The sequence below is a fragment of the Plantibacter sp. ME-Dv--P-095 genome (assembly GCF_030209365.1).
Lineage (GTDB): Bacteria > Actinomycetota > Actinomycetes > Actinomycetales > Microbacteriaceae > Plantibacter.
The window spans coordinates 252,709-270,069 of sequence record NZ_JARVSB010000004.1; the positions used below are offsets into that span (position 1 = coordinate 252,709).

The following is a 17,361-nucleotide window of genomic DNA, read 5'->3' on the forward strand; positions in this document are numbered from 1 at the left end:
ACGGATTGACGAATTCTGCGACTTTTCCCCGGATCGCCCGTCTCGACGTGGGGAACCTGTGCGGATACCGAGATGTGAGGTGATTCCCCAGCCGTCGACCGTAGGCTGAGGCCATCTGCAGAGCTTCCGCTCGACCGAGCGTCCGCTCATCGCCCCCGGCTGGGAAGTCGACACGATTCCTCCGGAGTGCCCATGTCAACTGAAGCCATCCTCGGCCCGGTTCGTGCCACGAGCCCCCGCAAGCCCGGCGCTGCGAACGTCACCAGCTCATACTCGTCGCTGTTGAAGACGGTTCGTGAAGCGGGACTGCTGCGCCGCCACCGCATGTTCTACATCCTCACGTTCTCGTTCCTCGTCATCGCGCTCCTCGGCTGCGTGACCGGGTTCATCCTGCTGCGCGAGTCCTGGTTCCAGCTCCTCATCGCCGGAGCGCTCGGCATCATCCTGACCCAGTTCGCGTTCCTCGCCCATGAGGCCTCGCACCGTCAGGTGTTCGAGTCCGGTCGTGCGAACGACCGCGCCGGCCGGTTCCTCGCCGCCGGGATCGTCGGCATCAGCTACTCCTGGTGGATGACGAAGCACACGCGTCACCACGCGAACCCGAACCAGGTGACCAAGGACCCCGACATCGAGATCGACACGATCTCCTTCATCGAAGAGGACGCGGCGAAGGCCAAGGGCCTCCAGACGCTCATCACCCGGAAGCAGGGGTACCTCTTCTTCCCGCTCCTCATGCTCGAGGGCATCAACCTGCACGCGCTGTCCTTCAAGACCCTCTTCGGGCCGGGCAAGGTCGACGGCCGGGTCGCGGAGATCAGCATGATCGTCGCTCGCGTCGGCCTGTACCTCGCAGCGATCTTCCTCTTCCTGCCCCTGGGCATGGCGTTCGCGTTCCTCGGTGTCCAGCTCGCCGTCTTCGGCGTCTACATGGGAGCGTCCTTCGCCCCGAACCACAAGGGCATGCCGATCATCCCCGCCGACATGAAGCTCGACTTCCTCCGCAAGCAGGTGTTGACCTCGCGCAACGTCCGCGGATTCGGCATGGCCACCTTCATGGGCGGCCTGAACTACCAGATCGAGCACCACCTGTTCCCGAGCATGCCCCGACCGGCTCTCGCCCGCGCCCGTGTCATCGTGCGGGAGCACTGCGAGACCCAGCAGGTCCCGTACACCGAGACCACGCTGTTGCAGTCCTACGCGATCGTCATCGAGTACTTGAACCGCGTGGGTCTCTCGGCCCGCGACCCGTTCGACTGCCCGGCGGCGGCGAACTTCCGCCGCCGGTAGTCGACGGCGGTCAGATCTCGAGGGTGTCGAGCGGGGCGAGGGCGAAGTAGCTTCCGCCGCCCTGCTCGGTCGCCCATCGCAGGCGATCGTGTGACATGCTCTGCCCCGCGCCGGACAGCACCATCTCATGCGTGCCGAAGGCACGCTTCGGGGCCACGGCCGTGACGAAGTCCATCCCCTCCGAGATCTTCATCCACGGTGCCCCGGCCGGCGCGGCGAGGACGTCGACCTCGACGCCTTCCGGCACGGCGAAGGAGTCCCCGGGGTAGTAGACCCGGTCGTTGATGAGGACGCCGACGTTGTCGATGACGGGGATCGACGGGTGGATGACCGCGTGGGTGCCGCCGAAGAACCGGAGCACGAACGGTCCGACCTCCACCACGTCGCCCGGTGCGACGACGGTGACGTCGTATCCCTCTGCCGCGGCGGCCACACCGGCAGGGCCGTACACGACGGCCCCGGGACTCGCCGCGAGGATGCGGTCCAGGTGCTCCCCGGTCCAGTGGTCGGGGTGGAGGTGCGTGATCAGGACCGCCACGACGTGGTCGACGTCCGCGATCGGTGCCGTGAACGACCCGGGGTCCACGACGAGCTTGGCGCCGTCGGTCTCGAGGAGGAATGCTGCGTGTTCGAACTTCGTCAGTCTCATAGGACGAGTGAATACCGTCCCGGCATCCAAGGCAACCCGGTCCGTCGGGCCTCGCTCGGCCCCGCTCCTGTCAGAATCGGCACGTGACCACGCAGCAACGACGCATCGGCGTCGCCATCAACCCGTCCGCGTCCTTCGGCGCGACCCGAGCGGTCGGCCCGATGGTGCTCGACGCGCTCCACACCGCCGGCCACCGGACGGTCCACCTGCAGGAGGACGACGTCGAGGGACTCCGGGTCTCGGTGCGTGCCGCGATCGACACCGGCCTGGACGCGCTCGTCGTCGTCGGCGGTGACGGGATGGTGAGTCTGGCGGTCGAGGCGGTGCGGGACTCCGGGCTGCCGTTCGGCGTCGTCCCCTCCGGTACGGGGAACGACATCGCCAGAGGCCTCGGCATCCCGTTGGACGACCCCGCGGCGGCCATCGACCTGCTGGTGCGGGCGCTGGATCGGGAGCCGCGCACCATCGATGCGGGCACCGCGAGGGTCGGGGATCGCACGACCTGGTTCGTCGGAGCCGTGTCTGCAGGGTTCGATGCGCTGGTGAACGAGCGGGCGAACCGGATGCGGCGTCCGCGCGGTCGGAGTCGCTACACCATCGCGATCCTCCGAGAACTCATCGCTTTGCGACCCCGCCGGTACGACTTGGTGGTCGACGGTGTGGCCGAGTCGGTGGAGGCGGTGCTCCTCGCCGTGGCGAACAACACCTCGATCGGAGGCGGCATGTTGATCGCCCCGCAGGCCGACCTCGCCGATGGGCGATTCGACCTCTTCGTCGTCGCGCCGGTGTCGCGGTCGCGGTTCCTCCGCCTCTTCCCGAAGGTGTTCTCCGGCGCACACACCGAACTCGACATCGTCCGGCTGTCGCGGGTCCGTTCCGTGTCGATCGGAGCGGCGGACATCTCGGCGTACGCGGACGGGGAACGGATCGGACCCCTGCCGGTCGTGGTCGAGGTGGTGCCGGGGGCGCTCCGAGTCCTCGCCTGAGGCCGCGGCGACACAGCCGGGAGGGGTGCCGACACGCCCGCCGGAGGCCTGTCAGGGCGTCGATTTGTACGGCTCGAAATCGTATGGCATACTCATATCCGTTGCTTACGGCCCCATCGTTTAGCGGCCTAGGACACCGCCCTCTCACGGCGGCAGCACGGGTTCAAATCCCGTTGGGGTCACAACACCGAAAAGAAGCCCCGTTCTCCTGTGTCTACAGGGAGCGGGGCTTTTTCGTCGTGGGGTCGAGGGCCTCTCTCGCGATGCCCGGTTCGCGGCGGTGTCGTCCGACGTTTCGGGGCGATGCGCGGCGACGGCAGGGTTCGCACCGATCTCCTGGGACGTTGCTGCGTGCTAGCTTGGCCGGGTGATCGTGAAGCAGAAGCGCCGCGCTCCGGCGACAGCCGCCGTCCTGATCCTCGCCGCCCTGCTGACGGGATGTTCCATCCCGGTCACGGGGGAGCCCGTCGCGGGTGAGGCCGGCCCCGTCATCGACGTCGCCGGCGGGACGGACGACACCCTGCGCAAGGACTTCGACGCGAGCCCGCAGGAGGTCAACGACTACTGGACCGACGACAAGTTCGGTGGCGCGAAGGCCCCTGACCTCAAGCCGGGCGAGGACACCCTCACGGGCGACCAGGCGACCGGCGTGGTCGTCCACCCGAGCACCGGGGTCGGCCCCGACGTCGACGTCAAGGCCATCGCGCCGACCGCCGCCGGCGATCCCTACCCGGCAACGGGGCTCGCCGCAGCGACGCAGGGGCGCCTCTACTTCTCCATCGGTGGCGCCACCTACGTCTGCTCCGCGAGCGTCGTCAACGCGCCGACCATGGACCTCGTGCTGACCGCGGGCCACTGCGTGTGGGACACCTACGGCAAGCAGCTCGCCGAGAACATCATCTTCATCCCGGCCGACGCGGCCAACGGTCAGACCCAGCCGTACGGCCAGTGGGCGGGTGTCAGCACCTACGTCCCCGACGAGTTCACCAGTGAGGCGACCTCCGACGCCAGCGGCGCGACGAGCGGGAACGGCTGGGCGTACGACTTCGCCTTCATCCGGCTCGCTCCGAACGCGTCGGGTCAGAAGATCCAGGAGGTCACCGGCGGTCAAGGCATCTCCTTCGGAACCCCGCCGGAGGGCATCACCGTGATCGGGTACCCGTCCGCCGCTCCGTTCGACGGCCAGTCGCAGCGGTACTGCGCGAGCCAGGCGGCCACCAAGGGGTACGCGGGCTACCGGGTCGACTGCCTCATGACGCCGGGATGTTCGGGCGGCGGCTGGCTCACCAGACTCGACCCCGCCACCGGCGCCGGGTACGTCACCTCCGTCACCTCCCGCGGCGACGGATCCTGGCTCGAGGGCCCGGTCCTCGGCCAGCGGGCGCTCACGCTCTACAACGACGCTCTGGCGGAGGGATCGTGACCGCCCACCTGCAGACGACGCGGCGCCCTGGGGTGATCCGCCTCCTCGTCATCGCCGGCGGGGCCGCCCTCGCCTTGACCGCGTGCACGACGCCAGGCTCGGCGTTCCCCGACGCCGCCGCCCAACAGAGCTACATGCAGGATCTCGCCGAGGCCAGGTTCGAACTCCTCGCCGCCCAGATCGGGCAGGCGCCGGACGTCATCGGGTCTGCTTACGTGCACGCCGTCTCCGGCGACCTCGAGTCGCACGAGAACGACTCGGTGGTCCTGTTCGGTGACCCGACCGCCTCGTTCAGCCAGGACAAGGGTTCGGCCGACGGCAACACGGTCGACATCTACCACGAGGCAGGCCGCAACTACGACCTGCTCCTCCTGGGTGGCGAGCTCAAAGAACTCGCCCCGACGGAGTGGGTGGCCGTCGATACGCAGTACACGGCGGACGAGGACACGGAGGGTTCGCTCGGGCCCGCGTGCGTCTTCCCCGGGATCTCGATCGCGTGCGACATCTACACGGCGGTCGAAGCGACCCGCAGCTCCGAGCAGGGGGTGCCGAGCAGCGTCGTCGTCTCGATGCGCAACGACGGGTCCTCGCAGATCTCGACGAGCGCGACCCTCGAGAGCGTGCTGGCGGTGGGGACGCTCTTCGACCTGCCGGACGATGTCGTCTCCTCGTTCAGCGAGGATGAGCTGGCGACGCAGTTGCCGGTCACGATCTTCCAGAACGCGGAGGGCGGGCTCGTGAAGATGGAGCTGAGCGGAACGGTCGACGGCGACACGCCGCTGCAGCTGCAAGCCGGCTTCGAGGTGTCGGGGACGTCGACCCTCGAGGACCTGCCGACGTCACCATCAGGATTCGACACGACGGTGATCCCGGCGGCCGATCAGGCCGCGTTCTGGGATCGGATCGAGGAGTTGCGGAAATGACCGACGACCAGAAGCCCGAGAACCTCGGAAGACCCCCGGTCGGCGGACCGCTGCGACCGGACCAGCAGCCACCCGGGTTCCCCGACCCGAACGCACCGCGCCTGGAGTTCGGACCGGGAAGCCCGCAGCTGCAGACGCCGCCGACGAACGGCACCGCGCAGAACAGCCAGCACGGTCCGTCCCAGGCCGGACCCACGCAGAACGGTCAGGGCGGTCCGTCCCAGGGCGGCCCCGCCCAGAACGGCACGCCCGGGAACAGCTCGGCGTCCGGACCGCCGTCGTACCCGAACGGGCGGCCGAACGGCGCCCCGGGGCAGCAGCCCACCGGCTCTTCGCAGACGAACCAGGGTCAGCAGGCCGCACCCGACGCGGCCGGGCGGCCGTGGCCTCAGCAGGGGCCGCCGTCGGGCGCGCCCGCTGGTCGGCCGCCGGCTCAGGGACAGCAGCAGGGCCCGGACGGATTCCGTCCTCCGGCGCACTACGGTCAGTCCGGCCAGGGCCAGCAGCCGCCGCAGCCCAACCAGCCTCACGGAGGACCTCAGGCTCGTCCGACGGGCGCGCCGAACGGCCAGCCGGGCAACCAGTCGTTCGGTCAGGGGCGTCCTCCCGGACCCCAGCCCTTCGGGCCGGGACAGGCCCAGCACCCGGGCGCTCCGTTCACGGGAGGTCAGCCACAGGGTCCGCAGCAGCAGGGGCCGTCTCAGCGACCCGGGCAGCAGCAGCCCGGTCCATCCACGGGCCCGTTCCGTCCGGGCCCCGAGTACGGCGGCCCGGCCCAGCAGTCCGCCTCGACGCCGAAAGCGCCGCGCAAGCCGCTCGGCCGCAAACTCTGGACCGGTGTCGTCATCGGTGCCGTGGCCGCGTCGCTCATCGCGGTTCCGCTCACCCTGCTGTCGGTCGGCCGCCTGTTCACCCCGATGCTCGACCGCGGGGCGGTGCAGACCGGCGTGGCCGAGGTGCTCAAGCAGGACTTCGGGTTGGCCGACGTCGAGAAGGTGGAGTGCCCGAGCGACCAGCCGGCCACGACCGGGACGCAGTTCGAGTGCACCTTCTCCTACAACGCGAAGAGCTACCCGGTGGCCGTCGAGGTCATCAACGATCAGGGGCAGTACCGCGTCGGGGTCGACGCGCCGAAGTAGGGGATCGGGGCGTCGGTGGCCCGGCTCCAGGGCCAGGCCGGGCGTGTGCAGGGTGGTACGCTGGGCCCATGCTGTCCGGGCTGCTCCTCCTTCCGTGCCGCGACGAGGCCTAGACCCAGGCTCCCTCGTCGCGGAGGTCGCTGACGCCTGTCCACTCATCGTTTGAAGGAATTCCACGACATGTCGCAGCTGAACGCCGATCCGTCCATCCCGAGCATCCCCGAGCACCCGCGGACGCTGGCCGAGAAGGTCTGGGACGACCATCTCGTCGTCAAGGGCGAGGACGGCACGCCCGACCTCATCTACATCGACCTGCACCTCGTCCACGAGGTGACGAGCCCGCAGGCGTTCGACGGGCTGCGCCTGGCCGATCGCCCGCTCCGCCGCGTGGACCTCACGATCGCGACCGAAGACCACAACACCCCGACGCTCGCGATCGACAAGCCGATCGCCGACCTCACGAGCCGCACGCAGATCGAGACGCTGCGGCGGAACGCTGCAGAGTTCGGCGTCCGCATCCACTCGCTCGGCGACCTCGATCAGGGCATCGTGCACGTCGTCGGCCCGCAGCTCGGCCTCACCATGCCGGGGATCACGGTCGTCTGCGGCGATTCGCACACCTCGACGCACGGCGCGTTCGGCGCGATGGCCTTCGGTATCGGCACGAGCGAGGTCGAGCACGTCATGGCGACCCAGACCCTTCCGCTGAAGCCGTTCAAGACCATGGCGATCACCGTCGAGGGCACCTTGCGTCCGGGCGTCACCGCGAAGGACATCATCCTCGCCGTGATCGCGAAGATCGGCACCGGCGGCGGGCAGGGGTACGTGCTCGAGTACCGCGGTTCCGCGATCCGTGCGCTCTCGATGGAGGGGCGCATGACGATCTGCAACATGTCGATCGAAGCTGGAGCACGTGCCGGCATGGTCGCCCCCGACCAGACCACCTACGACTACCTGCAGGGTCGCCCGCATGCGCCGACCGGAGCCGACTGGGACGAGGCCGTCGCGTACTGGGACACCCTCGCGACCGACGAGGGTGCCGCCTTCGACGCCGAGGTCTTCCTCGACGCCGACACCCTCGAGCCGTTCGTCACCTGGGGCACCAACCCCGGACAGGGCGTCTCGCTGAGCGAGAACGTGCCGGACCCCGCCGCCATCGCGGACCCGAACGAACGGTCGGCCGCCGAGCGCGCCCTGGAGTACATGGCCCTCGAAGCCGGCACGCCGATGAAGGACATCCCGGTCGACGCCGTCTTCATGGGTTCCTGCACGAACAGCCGCATCGAAGACCTCCGGGCCTTCGCGTCCATCATCGAAGGCCGCACGAAGGCCGAGGGCGTGCGGGTCATGGTGGTCCCCGGGTCAGCCCGGGTGCGGATCGAGGCGGAGGCCGAGGGCCTCGACAAGATCATCACCGATTTCGGTGCGGAATGGCGCTTCGCCGGGTGCTCCATGTGCCTCGGCATGAACCCCGATCAACTCGCCCCGGGCGAACGCTGTGCGTCCACCTCCAACCGCAACTTCGAGGGTCGTCAGGGCAAGGGCGGTCGGACGCACCTCGTCTCGCCGCTCGTCGCCGCCGCCACCGCCATCCGCGGAACGCTCTCCAGCCCCGCCGACCTGGAGGTCGGCCTCGGCAGACACGCGGCGACCGAGCAGGAAGGCGTGCACGCCTGATGGACAAGTTCACGACCGTCACCGGCATCGCAGCACCGTTGCGCCGCTCCAACGTCGACACCGACCAGATCATCCCCGCCGTCTACCTGAAGCGCGTCACCAAGACGGGCTTCGAGGACGCGCTCTTCGCCGGGTGGCGACAGGACCCGGACTTCGTGCTCAACCAGCCGGCCTACCAGGGCGCGAGCATCCTCGTCGCCGGGCACGACTTCGGGACGGGCTCGTCGCGCGAGCACGCCGTGTGGGCGCTCCGCGACTTCGGGTTCACCGTCGTCGTGTCGTCGCGCTTCGGCGACATCTTCCGCGGCAACTCGGGGAAGCAGGGGCTGCTGGCGGCCCAGGTCACCGAGGAGGAGCTGGAACAGCTCTGGGCGGCGATCGAGGCGTCCCCGGGCGCTGACTCGGTGGTGAACCTCATCGACCGCACCATCACGGTCGGCGATCTCACGGTTTCGTTCGAGGTCGACGATTACACTCGGTGGCGGCTCATCGAAGGACTCGATGACATCGGGCTGACGCTCCGCAGCGAGGAGCAGATCACCGCATTCGAAGCCCGGCGGCCCAACTGGCTGCCCCGCACCATTCCCGTCAAGTAGCAAGGCAGTAGGTACCGGTTTGAATTCACTCGTCCAGGCGTCACAGGCGGCAGGCTCGTCGGTCGGACTCGATGTCGACCGCATCACGATCAACGGCGGCATCCCGCTCACCGGCCGGATCGAGGTCAAGGGTGCCAAGAACCTCGTGACCAAGGCCATGGTGGCGTCGCTGCTCGGGGAGAACGTCAGCGTCCTGCGCAACGTGCCGAACATCAGCGACGTCCGGGTCGTCCGGTCGCTGCTCGAGATCCACGGCGTCGACGTCACCGAGGGGGAGAACCCCAACGAGCTCCGCCTCGACCCGACGAACGTCGAGTCCGCGCACATGGAGGAGATCGACGCACACGCCGGCTTCTCGCGGATCCCGATCCTGTTCTGCGGCCCGCTGCTGCACCGCCTCGGAGCAGCCTTCATCCCGGACCTCGGCGGCTGCCGCATCGGCGACCGTCCGATCGACTTCCACCTCGACGCGCTCCGGAAGTTCGGCGCGGTCGTCGAGAAGCTCCCGCAGGGCATCCGGCTCTCGGCTCCGAACGGTCTCCACGGGACGACGGTGCACCTGCCGTACCCGAGCGTCGGCGCGACGGAGCAGGTGCTCCTCACCGCGGTCCGTGCGAAGGGCACGACGGAGCTCAAGGGCGCCGCGATCGAACCCGAGATCATGGATCTCATCGCGGTCCTCCAGAAGATGGGCGCGATCATCTCCTACGAGCCCAACCGCGTCATCCTCATCGAGGGCGTGGACAAGCTCGAGGGCTACGACCACACGGCGATCGGCGACCGCAACGAGGCCGCCAGCTGGGCCTCGGCGGCACTGGCCACCGACGGCGACGTGTTCGTCGGCGGCGCGAAGCAGCAGGACATGATGACGTTCCTGAACATCTTCCGGAAGGCGGGCGGCGGATTCGACATCACCGACGACGGCATCCGCTTCTACCGCAAGGAGGAGCTCAAGCCCGTCGTCATCGAGACCGACGTGCACCCCGGATTCATGACGGACTGGCAGCAGCCGTTGATCGTGGCGCTCACGCAGGCGAAGGGTGAGTCCATCGTCCACGAGACCGTGTACGAGAACCGCTTCGGTTTCACGGACGCGCTCAACACGATGGGCGCGAACATCGTCGTGCACCCGAACGGACTGTCCGGCACGCCTCGTCGGGTGCCTCGTCGCAACCTCGAGCAGGCCGCCGTCATCAACGGACCGACGCCGCTGCACGGCGCCGACATCGAGGTCCCCGACCTCCGCGGTGGCTTCAGCCACCTCATCGCGGCGCTGACGGCCGAGGGGAAGTCCACGGTCAGCAACGTCGGCATCATCAGCCGCGGGTACGAGAACTTCATCGTCAAGCTCCAGCAGCTCGGTGCTGACTTCGTCCTCGAAACGAAGTAGTCCGCTGTGGGGGTGGAGCGGTCGAGACCGTCGATCTACTGGCTGTTGTCGTCGATAGCGATCCCGCCGTTCAGCGCCCTCGTCAAGCTGCGGATCCGGCACGGTGAACGACTGCCACAGGAGGGTGCCTTCATCCTGTCGCCCAACCACGACAGCGAGTTCGACCCGTTGATCATGGGCGCCGCCGTCTGGCGGCTCGGCAGGCAACCTCGCTTCATGGCCAAGGGCAGCCTGTTCCGCGTGCCGGTCGTCGGGTGGCTCCTGAGCCGGTCGGGGCAGATCCCGGTGCAGCGCGAGGGTTCGGCCAGGGGCATGGATCCGGTGAGCGCCGCGGCGCACCTCGCCCGTCGCGGTCAAGGCGTCATCGTGTACCCGGAGGGGTCGCTCACCCGTGACCCGGGGCTGTGGCCCATGCGCGGACGCACGGGCGCGGCGCGGATCGCCCTCACCCACGGCCTGCCTATCATCCCCGCAGCGCACTGGGGTACGCAGGAGGTCATGCCGCGGTACGGGAAGCTGCGGGTGTTCCCGCTGCGGAAGCGCGTCGACGTCGCCATCGGTGAGCCGGTCGACCTCTCGGCCTTCGCGGGTCGGCCGCTAGACTCGAAGACGCTGAACGAGGCGACCGAGGTCGTCATGCAGGCCATCACCGCCCTCTGCGAGGAACTCCGCGGTGCCCAGGCTCCCACGGAGCGTTGGGACCCCTCGAAACACCAGCAGAAGGAGACGGGCCGCTTTGAGTCCTAGGAACGTTCCGGCATCACCGGCCGCCACGAGGGTCGCCGTGCTCGGAGCGGGCAGCTGGGGCACGACGTTCGGCAAGATCCTCGCGGACGGTGGGTCCGACGTGGTCATGTGGGCCAGACGACCCGAGCTCGCCCGTGAGATCACCGAGGCGAAGCGCAACAGCGACTACTTGCCGGGCATCAACCTGCCGATGCGCATGACGGCCACGGCGAGCATGGTCGACGCCGTGCGCGGGGCTGCGGTGGTGTTCCTGTCGGTTCCGAGCCAGTCCCTGCGCGACAACCTCATCGCGCTCCGCCCGCACCTCGAGGAGGGCACCATCGTGGTGTCGCTCATGAAGGGTGTGGAGCGACGCAGCGGCTCGCGCATGAGCGAGGTCATCCGGGAGACGCTCGACATCGACCCCTCGCGCATCGCCGTCGCCTCCGGTCCGAACCTCGCCCTCGAGATCGCCCGTGAGCAGCCGACCGCGGCGGTCATCTCCTCGGAGAGCCTCGAGACCGCGCAGACGGTCGCGCTGTTGGCGCGCAACCGCTACTTCCGCAGCTTCGTCAACACCGACGTGATCGGGACCGAGTTCGGTGGGGTCCTGAAGAACCTCATCGCCGTGGCGATCGGCATCGTCGACGGCGTCGGCTACGGCGAGAACACGAAGGCGTCCATCATCACGCGAGGGCTGGTCGAGATGACCGACTTCGCGGTCGCCCACGGCGCCCAGCCCGAGACCCTGTCGGGCCTGGCCGGGCTCGGCGACCTCATCGCCACCTGCCAGTCCCCGTTGTCCCGCAACAACACGGCGGGCCGACTGCTCGGGCAGGGGTATCAGTTCGACGATGTCGTCAAGCAGATGCAGCAGACGGCCGAGGGGCTCGCCTCCGTCGCTCCGGTCCTCGAACTGGCCCGCGCGAAGGGTGTCGCGATGCCCATCGTCGAACAGGTCAAGCAGGTGCTCGACGGCACGCTCGACCCGAAGGACATCGCACCACACTTGACGACCGACGACGACGAACCCCAGGGGGAGAGAAGCAACGATGACGCACAAGACCGGAGTGGTGGTGCTCTTTGGAGGCCGTTCAAGCGAGCACTCGATCAGCTGCGCAACGGCGGGCGGCGTCCTCGCGGCGATCGACCGTGAACGATACGACGTCTACCCGGTCGGCATAGCCCACGACGGGTCCTACGTCCTCGAGGTCGACGACCCGAGCCGGTACGCGCTCGATCCTGAGCACCTTCCGGAGGTCGACGCCTCGCGTCCCGCCGTGCGGTGGCCTGATCGGATCGGCTCCCGGGAGTTGACCGTGGTCGGCCCCGACGGTGTCGAGTCGACGCTCGGACCGATCGACATCGTGTTCCCGATCCTCCACGGCCGGTTCGGCGAGGACGGGACCGTGCAGGGGATGCTGGAGCTCGTCGACCTGCCGTACGTCGGGTCGGGGGTGTTGGCGTCGTCGCTCGGGATGGACAAGCACTTCACGAAGACCGTGCTCGAAGCCGCAGGGATCGCCGTCGCCCCCTGGGTCCGGTTCTCCGCCTACGAGTGGGCGTCCGCACCGGAGCAGGTCCTGTCGTCACTCGGTTCCCTGGGGCTCCCGGCCTTCGTGAAGCCGGCTCGCGCCGGATCGAGTGTCGGTGTCTCGAAGGTGTCCTCGCCCGAGGCGTTCGCCGCCGCGATCGAGGTCGCCCTCGCCGAGGACTCGACGGTGCTCGTCGAGACCGGCCTCGTCGGGCGCGAGGTCGAGTGCGCCGTCCTCGAGTCGCTGCCCGGCACTGCTCCGCGGGTGTCCGTGGCCGGCGAGGTCGTCGTCACCGGACGCGACTTCTACGACTTCGCGGCCAAGTATCTGGACGCCCCCGGCATCGAGCTGGTCTGCCCTGCCGACATCCCCGACGCGCAGCTCGCCGACATGCAGGACCTCGCGAGGCGGTCGTTCGACGCCCTCGGATGCGCCGGGCTCGCGCGGGTCGACTTCTTCCTGACCGCCGACGGCTTCGTCGTCAACGAGGTGAACACCATGCCCGGCTTCACGCCGATCTCGATGTTCCCGAGTTGCTGGCTCGCCTCGGGGCTCAGCTATCCGGAACTCATCACCGAATTGATCGAGGTCGCGCGCGCCCGGTCGTGACCAGACGGGTGCCCTCGGGCGTCAGCCGTCGGTGTCAGCCGTCAGTGGGGATCGGCAGCTCGGCGTCGCCGAGGGCGGTGCACTTGCCCGTGATGGGCAGGACCGAGACGGCCGGCGCGAGGTCGGCGAGCACGGTGCTGCTGGCGACGGCGTCACCGTCGAGCACGATCTCGACCGCGGGGGTGCGGCCGAAGGTCGTGAAGCGGTAGCGCGGCGCGTCGCTGTCGTCGATGATCCAGTCGACCCCGTTCACGGACTGGCACTGCTGGGTGGTGGGGCCGGGGATGGCGACGCCGCAGTGCAGGAGGACGGCTGACGGGTCGCCCCAGGCGCCGGTGGCCTGCGCGTCGGTCGTGCGTTCCGGCAGCTCGGCCACCACGTCGGGGAGGCGCACCGTCACCTCGGCGCACTGTGGGTTGTTCGCGTCGTCGGCTGGTTCGAGTGCGACGGCGGGGGCACAGCCGGCGAGGGCGAGGGCGGCGACCGCAGCGAGGGCGGTGGCCAGGAGGGCGCGGGTCGGGGACATCGCACACCAGGCTACCGTTGATCCCATGAACGAGTCTGGGAGTGCCTCCGGCGGTGGTGCGATGCACGGGACGTCCGTCGGCGACCTGGCCGAGGGGGAGCTGCTGGAACGGATCTTCCCCCGTCTGCCGCACGCGGAGGCCGAACTCCTCGGGCCAGGCGATGACGCAGCGGTCGTGCAGGCGCCGGACGGTCGGTTCGTCGTGACGACGGACACGATGATCCACGGCCCGGACTTCCGGCTCGCGTGGTCGACCGGACACGATCTGGGCTGGAAGGCCGCGGCCAGCAACCTCGCCGATGTCGCCGCCATGGGTGCCAGGCCGACGGCCCTCGTGGTGGCGTTGGCGATGCCGAAGCACCTGCCGGTCGCCGTCCTCGACGGGTTCGCCGAGGGCCTCCGCGACGCCTGCTCCGCCCTCGCGCCGGGGTGTGGCGTCGTCGGTGGTGATCTGGCCGTCTCGGACGTGTTCATGATCGCGGTGACGGCGTTCGGGGACCTGGAGGGGAGAGCTCCTGTCCGTCGGGATGGCGCGCAGGTCGGTGACACCGTCGCGGTCGCCGGTGAGCTGGGAGCGGCGGCGGCCGGCCTCCGGCTGCTGTTCGACCGAGGGGTCGACGAGGCGGGGGTCCCGTCGGCCGAGGCGGCGGCCGCGCTACGGGTGGAGCATCGGGCCCTGGTCGAGGCGCAGTTGGCCCCGCGCCCACCGATCGGTGCCGGCGTCGTCGCGGCCGTCGGGGGAGCCACGGCGATGCTCGACCTCTCCGACGGCCTCGCGCTGGACGCCGGGCGTCTCGCTCGGGCGAGTGGTGTCGCGATCGACCTCCGGGGCGACGCGCTGGGCGCCGACGCCGTGCTCGCCCTCTCCGGTGGAGAGGACCACGCGCTGCTGGCGACGTTCCCCGCGGCGGGCGGTGTCCCCGACGGGTTCCGCGCCATCGGCACGGTGCGGTCGGGAGCCGGTGTCCTCGTGGACGGCAGGCTCTACGACGGCGACGCGGGGTGGGACCCGTACCGAGACTGGGACGACGCCGCCGGCTGACGTGCGGCGTCGACGGCCTCGGTGGGACGGATCAGGCCGGAGCGATCCACCAGATGAGGGTCTCGCCGTAGGTGCTCTTCCGCAACACCTCGAGCTCGGCGGGGAGCGTGGGTTCCGGCGACCGGGAGCTGCGTTCCACGAGGATCAGGCCGTCATCCGCCACGAGGCCGACGAGCGCCGCCAGGTTGGCGGTGAGCTCGGCCTCGGGCAGGTCGTAGGGCGGATCGATGAACACGAGGTCGGACGGGACCGTCGCCCCCGCGAGATAGGCGCCGACCGCCTTGGCCTGCACCGTGATCCGGGGCGCCGCGCCACGAGGGGCCGCCGCCGTCACGATCCTGGCGTTGTCGCGGCACAGCTTCGCGGCCTCGGACGACCGGTCGACCAAGGTCACCACGGTCGCGCCCCGACTCGCGCACTCGAGTCCGAGGGAGCCTGATCCGGCGTAGAGGTCGAGCACCTCGGCCCCGGCGATGACGTCGCGGGCCTCCAGTGCTGAGAAGAGCGCTTCGCGGACACGATCACTCGTGGGTCGTGTCCCGCTGCCCGGAACCCGGATCGTGCGTGATCCGGCGAAACCCGAGATGATCCTGATGCCGGCCATGGCTCCATCCTCGCAGGCCGCACGGGACGAGGCGAACCGTCGGTGTCCGAGGTGCCGAATAGAATCGAGGGCATGACGGGGATCGAGCTGGGCACGAAGCTCGGGGGCGTCCTCGGTGGGCGCACGGCCACGGCACTGCAGAAGGCGTTCGGCGTCGAGACCGTCGGCGACCTGCTCGAGCACTACCCCCGTCGCTACGCGAGACGCGGCGAGCTGACGGCCATCGGGCAGCTGCCGCTCGGCGAGGACGTCACGATCGTCGCCGACGTGGTCGAGGTCCGCGACCGGGAGATGAAGCAGCGCAAGGGCTCCATCCTCGAGGTGGTCATCTCCGACGGCCAGGGCCGACTCAACCTCACCTTCTTCAACCAGAAGTGGCGGGCGAACGAGCTCCGACCGGGACTCCGTGGCATCTTCGCCGGCAAGGTCGGCGACTACCGCGGCAGCTACCAACTCGCACATCCGCAATACCAGCTCTTCCCCGACGACGCCGAAGCACCGGCGCTCGCCGATGCGCAGGCGAAGGCGTGGTCCGAGGCGCCCATCCCGATCTATCCGGCGACGAGCACCATCACGAGCTGGAACCTCAAACAGTCCGTCGAGCTCGTCCTCGACGCGTTGCCGCCCCAGGAGGATCCCGTTCCGCGGTCCGTCCGCTCGGCGAGGAGCGAGCTGTCCTTCGATGCCGCCATCCGCGCGGTGCACCGGCCTGCCGTGGACCGCGACTGGCAGCGGGGGCGCCGCAGCCTCCGCTACCAGGAGGCGTATCTGCTGCAGACGGCGCTCCTCCAACAGCGCGCGGCGACCAGAGCCCTCGCGGCCGAGCCGCGCACACCCCGAGCCGGCGGGTATCTGACCCGGCTCGACGCGGCGCTGCCGTTCGAGCTGACCGGCGACCAGCAGACGGTCGGAGCGGAGATCGCCGCCGACCTCGCGCAGCGCCATCCCATGAACCGCCTCGTCCAGGGCGAGGTGGGCTCGGGGAAGACCCTGGTCGCGCTGCGGGCCATGGCGGCGGTGGCCGACAGCGGAGGACAATCCGTGCTCCTGGCGCCCACGGAGGTCCTGGCGGCCCAGCACCTGCGGTCGATCGTCCGATCCCTCGGCCCGGACCTCGCGGCGGAACTCATGCCGACCCTGCTCACCGGGCAGCTGCCGACGGCCGAACGCAAACGCGCGCTGCTCCGCATCGTCGCCGGCCAGGCTCGCATCGTGATCGGGACGCACGCGCTGCTGGGTGATGCCGTCAGCTTCGCCGACCTGGGCTTGGTGGTCGTCGACGAGCAGCACCGATTCGGCGTGGAGCAACGCGATCAGCTCCGCCAGAAGGGGCGTACCCCGCCGCACGTGCTCGTGCTGACGGCGACGCCGATCCCACGCACGGTCGCCATGACCGTCTTCGGTGATCTCGACGTCAGCATGATCAAGGAGCTGCCGCAGGGGCGCCAGGGCATCGAGAGCTTCGTGGTGGCCCTCGCGGACCACCCACGCTGGATCTCGCGCGTGTGGGAGCGGCTGGCGGAGGAACTCGCCCAGGGGCGGCAGGGGTTCGTGGTGTGTCCGGCGATCGACGCCAAGGAGGTCGAACCGGGGGAGTCCCTCGAGGAGGACGTCGATCCGGCACGCCCGGTCGCCTCCGTCCTGACGACGGTCGAGGAGCTCCGGCGGCACCCGCTGCTCGCCGCCCGACGGATCGAGGTCCTGCACGGTCGTATGAGCGCCGAGGAGAAGGACCGGACGATGCGCGCCTTCGCGGCGGGCGACATCGACGTCCTGGTGGCGACCACCGTCATCGAGGTCGGTGTCGACGTCCCGAACGCCTCGACGATGGTCGTCCTCGACGCGGACCGCTTCGGCGTCTCACAGTTGCACCAGCTGCGCGGGCGGGTGGGGCGAGGTGGTGTGCCGGGCCTCTGTCTGCTCGTCACCGCGGCCGAGATGGAGAGCACCGCCCGCGAGCGGGTCGACGCCGTGGCGGCGACGCTCGACGGCTTCGACCTCGCGCAGGTCGACCTCGAACTGCGGCGCGAGGGCGACGTCCTCGGCAGCACGCAGTCCGGTGGTCGGTCATCCCTCAAGCTGCTGCGGGTGGTGCACGACAGTGAGGTCATCATCGAGGCTCGGGCTGATGCGGCCGAGCTCCTCGCCTCGGATCCCGACCTCGCCGAGCACCCCGCCCTGGCGGAGGCCCTGCGCCGTCGCCTCGACGAATCCGACCGCGCCGCCCTCGCCAAGAACTGAGCACGGCT

At 69.7% G+C, this 17,361-nt stretch carries 16 protein-coding genes and 1 tRNA gene; 14 read left to right on the forward strand and 3 right to left on the reverse strand.

Annotated elements, in window-relative coordinates; genetic code table 11:
* The first annotated feature begins 192 nt into the window (after positions 1–192).
* Entirely contained in the window at positions 193–1,287 is a 1,095-nt protein-coding gene (locus QRN26_RS06320; RefSeq protein ID WP_285035909.1) for a fatty acid desaturase family protein, read from the forward strand.
* A gap of 10 nt (positions 1,288–1,297) precedes the next feature.
* Here QRN26_RS06320 and QRN26_RS06325 read toward each other — a convergent pair whose 3' ends face one another.
* Positions 1,298–1,936 carry an MBL fold metallo-hydrolase gene (locus QRN26_RS06325; RefSeq protein WP_056006980.1) on the reverse strand — a complete coding sequence of 213 codons (639 nt, stop codon included), beginning with the start codon at positions 1,934–1,936 and terminating at the stop codon, positions 1,298–1,300.
* A gap of 83 nt (positions 1,937–2,019) precedes the next feature.
* Between QRN26_RS06325 and QRN26_RS06330 the strand changes: the two genes are divergently transcribed.
* The 11 genes from QRN26_RS06330 (at position 2,020) to QRN26_RS06380 (ending at position 12,940) form a co-directional block, all read left to right on the forward strand.
* On the forward strand, positions 2,020–2,922 hold the full coding sequence (locus tag QRN26_RS06330; protein ID WP_285035910.1) for a diacylglycerol/lipid kinase family protein: 903 nt from the start codon (positions 2,020–2,022) through the stop codon (positions 2,920–2,922).
* 109 nt (positions 2,923–3,031) lie between these two features.
* Positions 3,032–3,104, forward strand: a tRNA-Glu gene (locus tag QRN26_RS06335).
* Positions 3,105–3,289: 185 nt separating this feature from the next.
* A complete protein-coding gene (locus tag QRN26_RS06340) occupies positions 3,290–4,345 on the forward strand; it encodes a trypsin-like serine peptidase (RefSeq protein ID WP_056006974.1) in 1,056 nt (351 codons plus the stop codon).
* Entirely contained in the window at positions 4,342–5,268 is a 927-nt protein-coding gene (locus QRN26_RS06345; RefSeq protein WP_056006971.1) for a hypothetical protein, read from the forward strand. The genes QRN26_RS06340 and QRN26_RS06345 overlap by 4 nt, the downstream gene beginning before the upstream one ends.
* Positions 5,265–6,407 (forward strand): DUF4333 domain-containing protein, encoded by a 1,143-nt coding sequence (locus QRN26_RS06350; RefSeq protein ID WP_285035911.1) that lies wholly within the window; start codon positions 5,265–5,267, stop codon positions 6,405–6,407. The genes QRN26_RS06345 and QRN26_RS06350 overlap by 4 nt, the downstream gene beginning before the upstream one ends.
* Before the next feature lie 180 nt (positions 6,408–6,587).
* Positions 6,588–8,084: a 3-isopropylmalate dehydratase large subunit gene (gene leuC, locus QRN26_RS06355; protein WP_285035912.1), complete on the forward strand. Its 1,497-nt coding sequence runs from the start codon at positions 6,588–6,590 to the stop codon at positions 8,082–8,084.
* A complete protein-coding gene (gene leuD / locus QRN26_RS06360) occupies positions 8,084–8,680 on the forward strand; it encodes a 3-isopropylmalate dehydratase small subunit (protein WP_056006962.1) in 597 nt (198 codons plus the stop codon). The genes leuC and leuD overlap by 1 nt, the downstream gene beginning before the upstream one ends.
* Positions 8,681–8,699: 19 nt before the next feature.
* Positions 8,700–10,070, forward strand: coding sequence for a UDP-N-acetylglucosamine 1-carboxyvinyltransferase (gene murA / locus QRN26_RS06365; RefSeq protein ID WP_056006959.1), 1,371 nt, complete (start codon positions 8,700–8,702; stop codon positions 10,068–10,070).
* A 6-nt stretch (positions 10,071–10,076) separates the two neighbouring features.
* Positions 10,077–10,817, forward strand: a complete 741-nt coding sequence (locus tag QRN26_RS06370) for a lysophospholipid acyltransferase family protein (protein WP_056006958.1) — start codon at positions 10,077–10,079, stop codon at positions 10,815–10,817.
* Positions 10,807–11,952 carry an NAD(P)H-dependent glycerol-3-phosphate dehydrogenase gene (locus QRN26_RS06375; RefSeq protein ID WP_056006955.1) on the forward strand — a complete coding sequence of 382 codons (1,146 nt, stop codon included), beginning with the start codon at positions 10,807–10,809 and terminating at the stop codon, positions 11,950–11,952. Before QRN26_RS06370 ends, QRN26_RS06375 begins: the two co-directional genes overlap by 11 nt.
* Positions 11,849–12,940, forward strand: coding sequence for a D-alanine--D-alanine ligase family protein (locus QRN26_RS06380; RefSeq protein WP_285035913.1), 1,092 nt, complete (start codon positions 11,849–11,851; stop codon positions 12,938–12,940). The genes QRN26_RS06375 and QRN26_RS06380 overlap by 104 nt, the downstream gene beginning before the upstream one ends.
* Before the next feature lie 34 nt (positions 12,941–12,974).
* Here QRN26_RS06380 and QRN26_RS06385 read toward each other — a convergent pair whose 3' ends face one another.
* Positions 12,975–13,466 carry a DUF3515 family protein gene (locus QRN26_RS06385; protein ID WP_056006950.1) on the reverse strand — a complete coding sequence of 164 codons (492 nt, stop codon included), beginning with the start codon at positions 13,464–13,466 and terminating at the stop codon, positions 12,975–12,977.
* Between the two features lie 25 nt (positions 13,467–13,491).
* Here QRN26_RS06385 and thiL point away from each other — a divergent pair, with 25 nt between their 5' ends.
* Positions 13,492–14,508 carry a thiamine-phosphate kinase gene (thiL, locus tag QRN26_RS06390; RefSeq protein ID WP_056778110.1) on the forward strand — a complete coding sequence of 339 codons (1,017 nt, stop codon included), beginning with the start codon at positions 13,492–13,494 and terminating at the stop codon, positions 14,506–14,508.
* Positions 14,509–14,539: 31 nt separating this feature from the next.
* On the opposite strand, the gene rsmD is transcribed toward thiL, so the two are convergent.
* Positions 14,540–15,112, reverse strand: a complete 573-nt coding sequence (gene rsmD / locus QRN26_RS06395; RefSeq protein ID WP_056778106.1) for a 16S rRNA (guanine(966)-N(2))-methyltransferase RsmD — start codon at positions 15,110–15,112, stop codon at positions 14,540–14,542.
* A gap of 72 nt (positions 15,113–15,184) precedes the next feature.
* On the opposite strand from rsmD, the gene QRN26_RS06400 reads away from it, so the two are divergent.
* Positions 15,185–17,353, forward strand: a complete 2,169-nt coding sequence (locus QRN26_RS06400) for an ATP-dependent DNA helicase RecG (protein ID WP_285035915.1) — start codon at positions 15,185–15,187, stop codon at positions 17,351–17,353.
* Positions 17,354–17,361: the final 8 nt, after the last annotated feature.

What these genes read in the sequence shown, in the direction of transcription:
- QRN26_RS06320 (WP_285035909.1), top strand. Translation starts at nt 193, where the DNA reads ATGTCAACTGAAGCCATCCTCGGCCCGGTTCGTGCCACGAGCCCCCGC.
- QRN26_RS06385 (WP_056006950.1), bottom strand. Translation starts at nt 13,466, where the DNA reads ATGTCCCCGACCCGCGCCCTCCTGGCCACCGCCCTCGCTGCGGTCGCC.
- thiL (WP_056778110.1), top strand. Translation starts at nt 13,492, where the DNA reads ATGAACGAGTCTGGGAGTGCCTCCGGCGGTGGTGCGATGCACGGGACG.
- leuC (WP_285035912.1), top strand. Translation starts at nt 6,588, where the DNA reads ATGTCGCAGCTGAACGCCGATCCGTCCATCCCGAGCATCCCCGAGCAC.
- QRN26_RS06325 (WP_056006980.1), bottom strand. Translation starts at nt 1,936, where the DNA reads ATGAGACTGACGAAGTTCGAACACGCAGCATTCCTCCTCGAGACCGAC.
- rsmD (WP_056778106.1), bottom strand. Translation starts at nt 15,112, where the DNA reads ATGGCCGGCATCAGGATCATCTCGGGTTTCGCCGGATCACGCACGATC.
- QRN26_RS06350 (WP_285035911.1), top strand. Translation starts at nt 5,265, where the DNA reads ATGACCGACGACCAGAAGCCCGAGAACCTCGGAAGACCCCCGGTCGGC.
- QRN26_RS06400 (WP_285035915.1), top strand. Translation starts at nt 15,185, where the DNA reads ATGACGGGGATCGAGCTGGGCACGAAGCTCGGGGGCGTCCTCGGTGGG.
- QRN26_RS06380 (WP_285035913.1), top strand. Translation starts at nt 11,849, where the DNA reads ATGACGCACAAGACCGGAGTGGTGGTGCTCTTTGGAGGCCGTTCAAGC.
- leuD (WP_056006962.1), top strand. Translation starts at nt 8,084, where the DNA reads ATGGACAAGTTCACGACCGTCACCGGCATCGCAGCACCGTTGCGCCGC.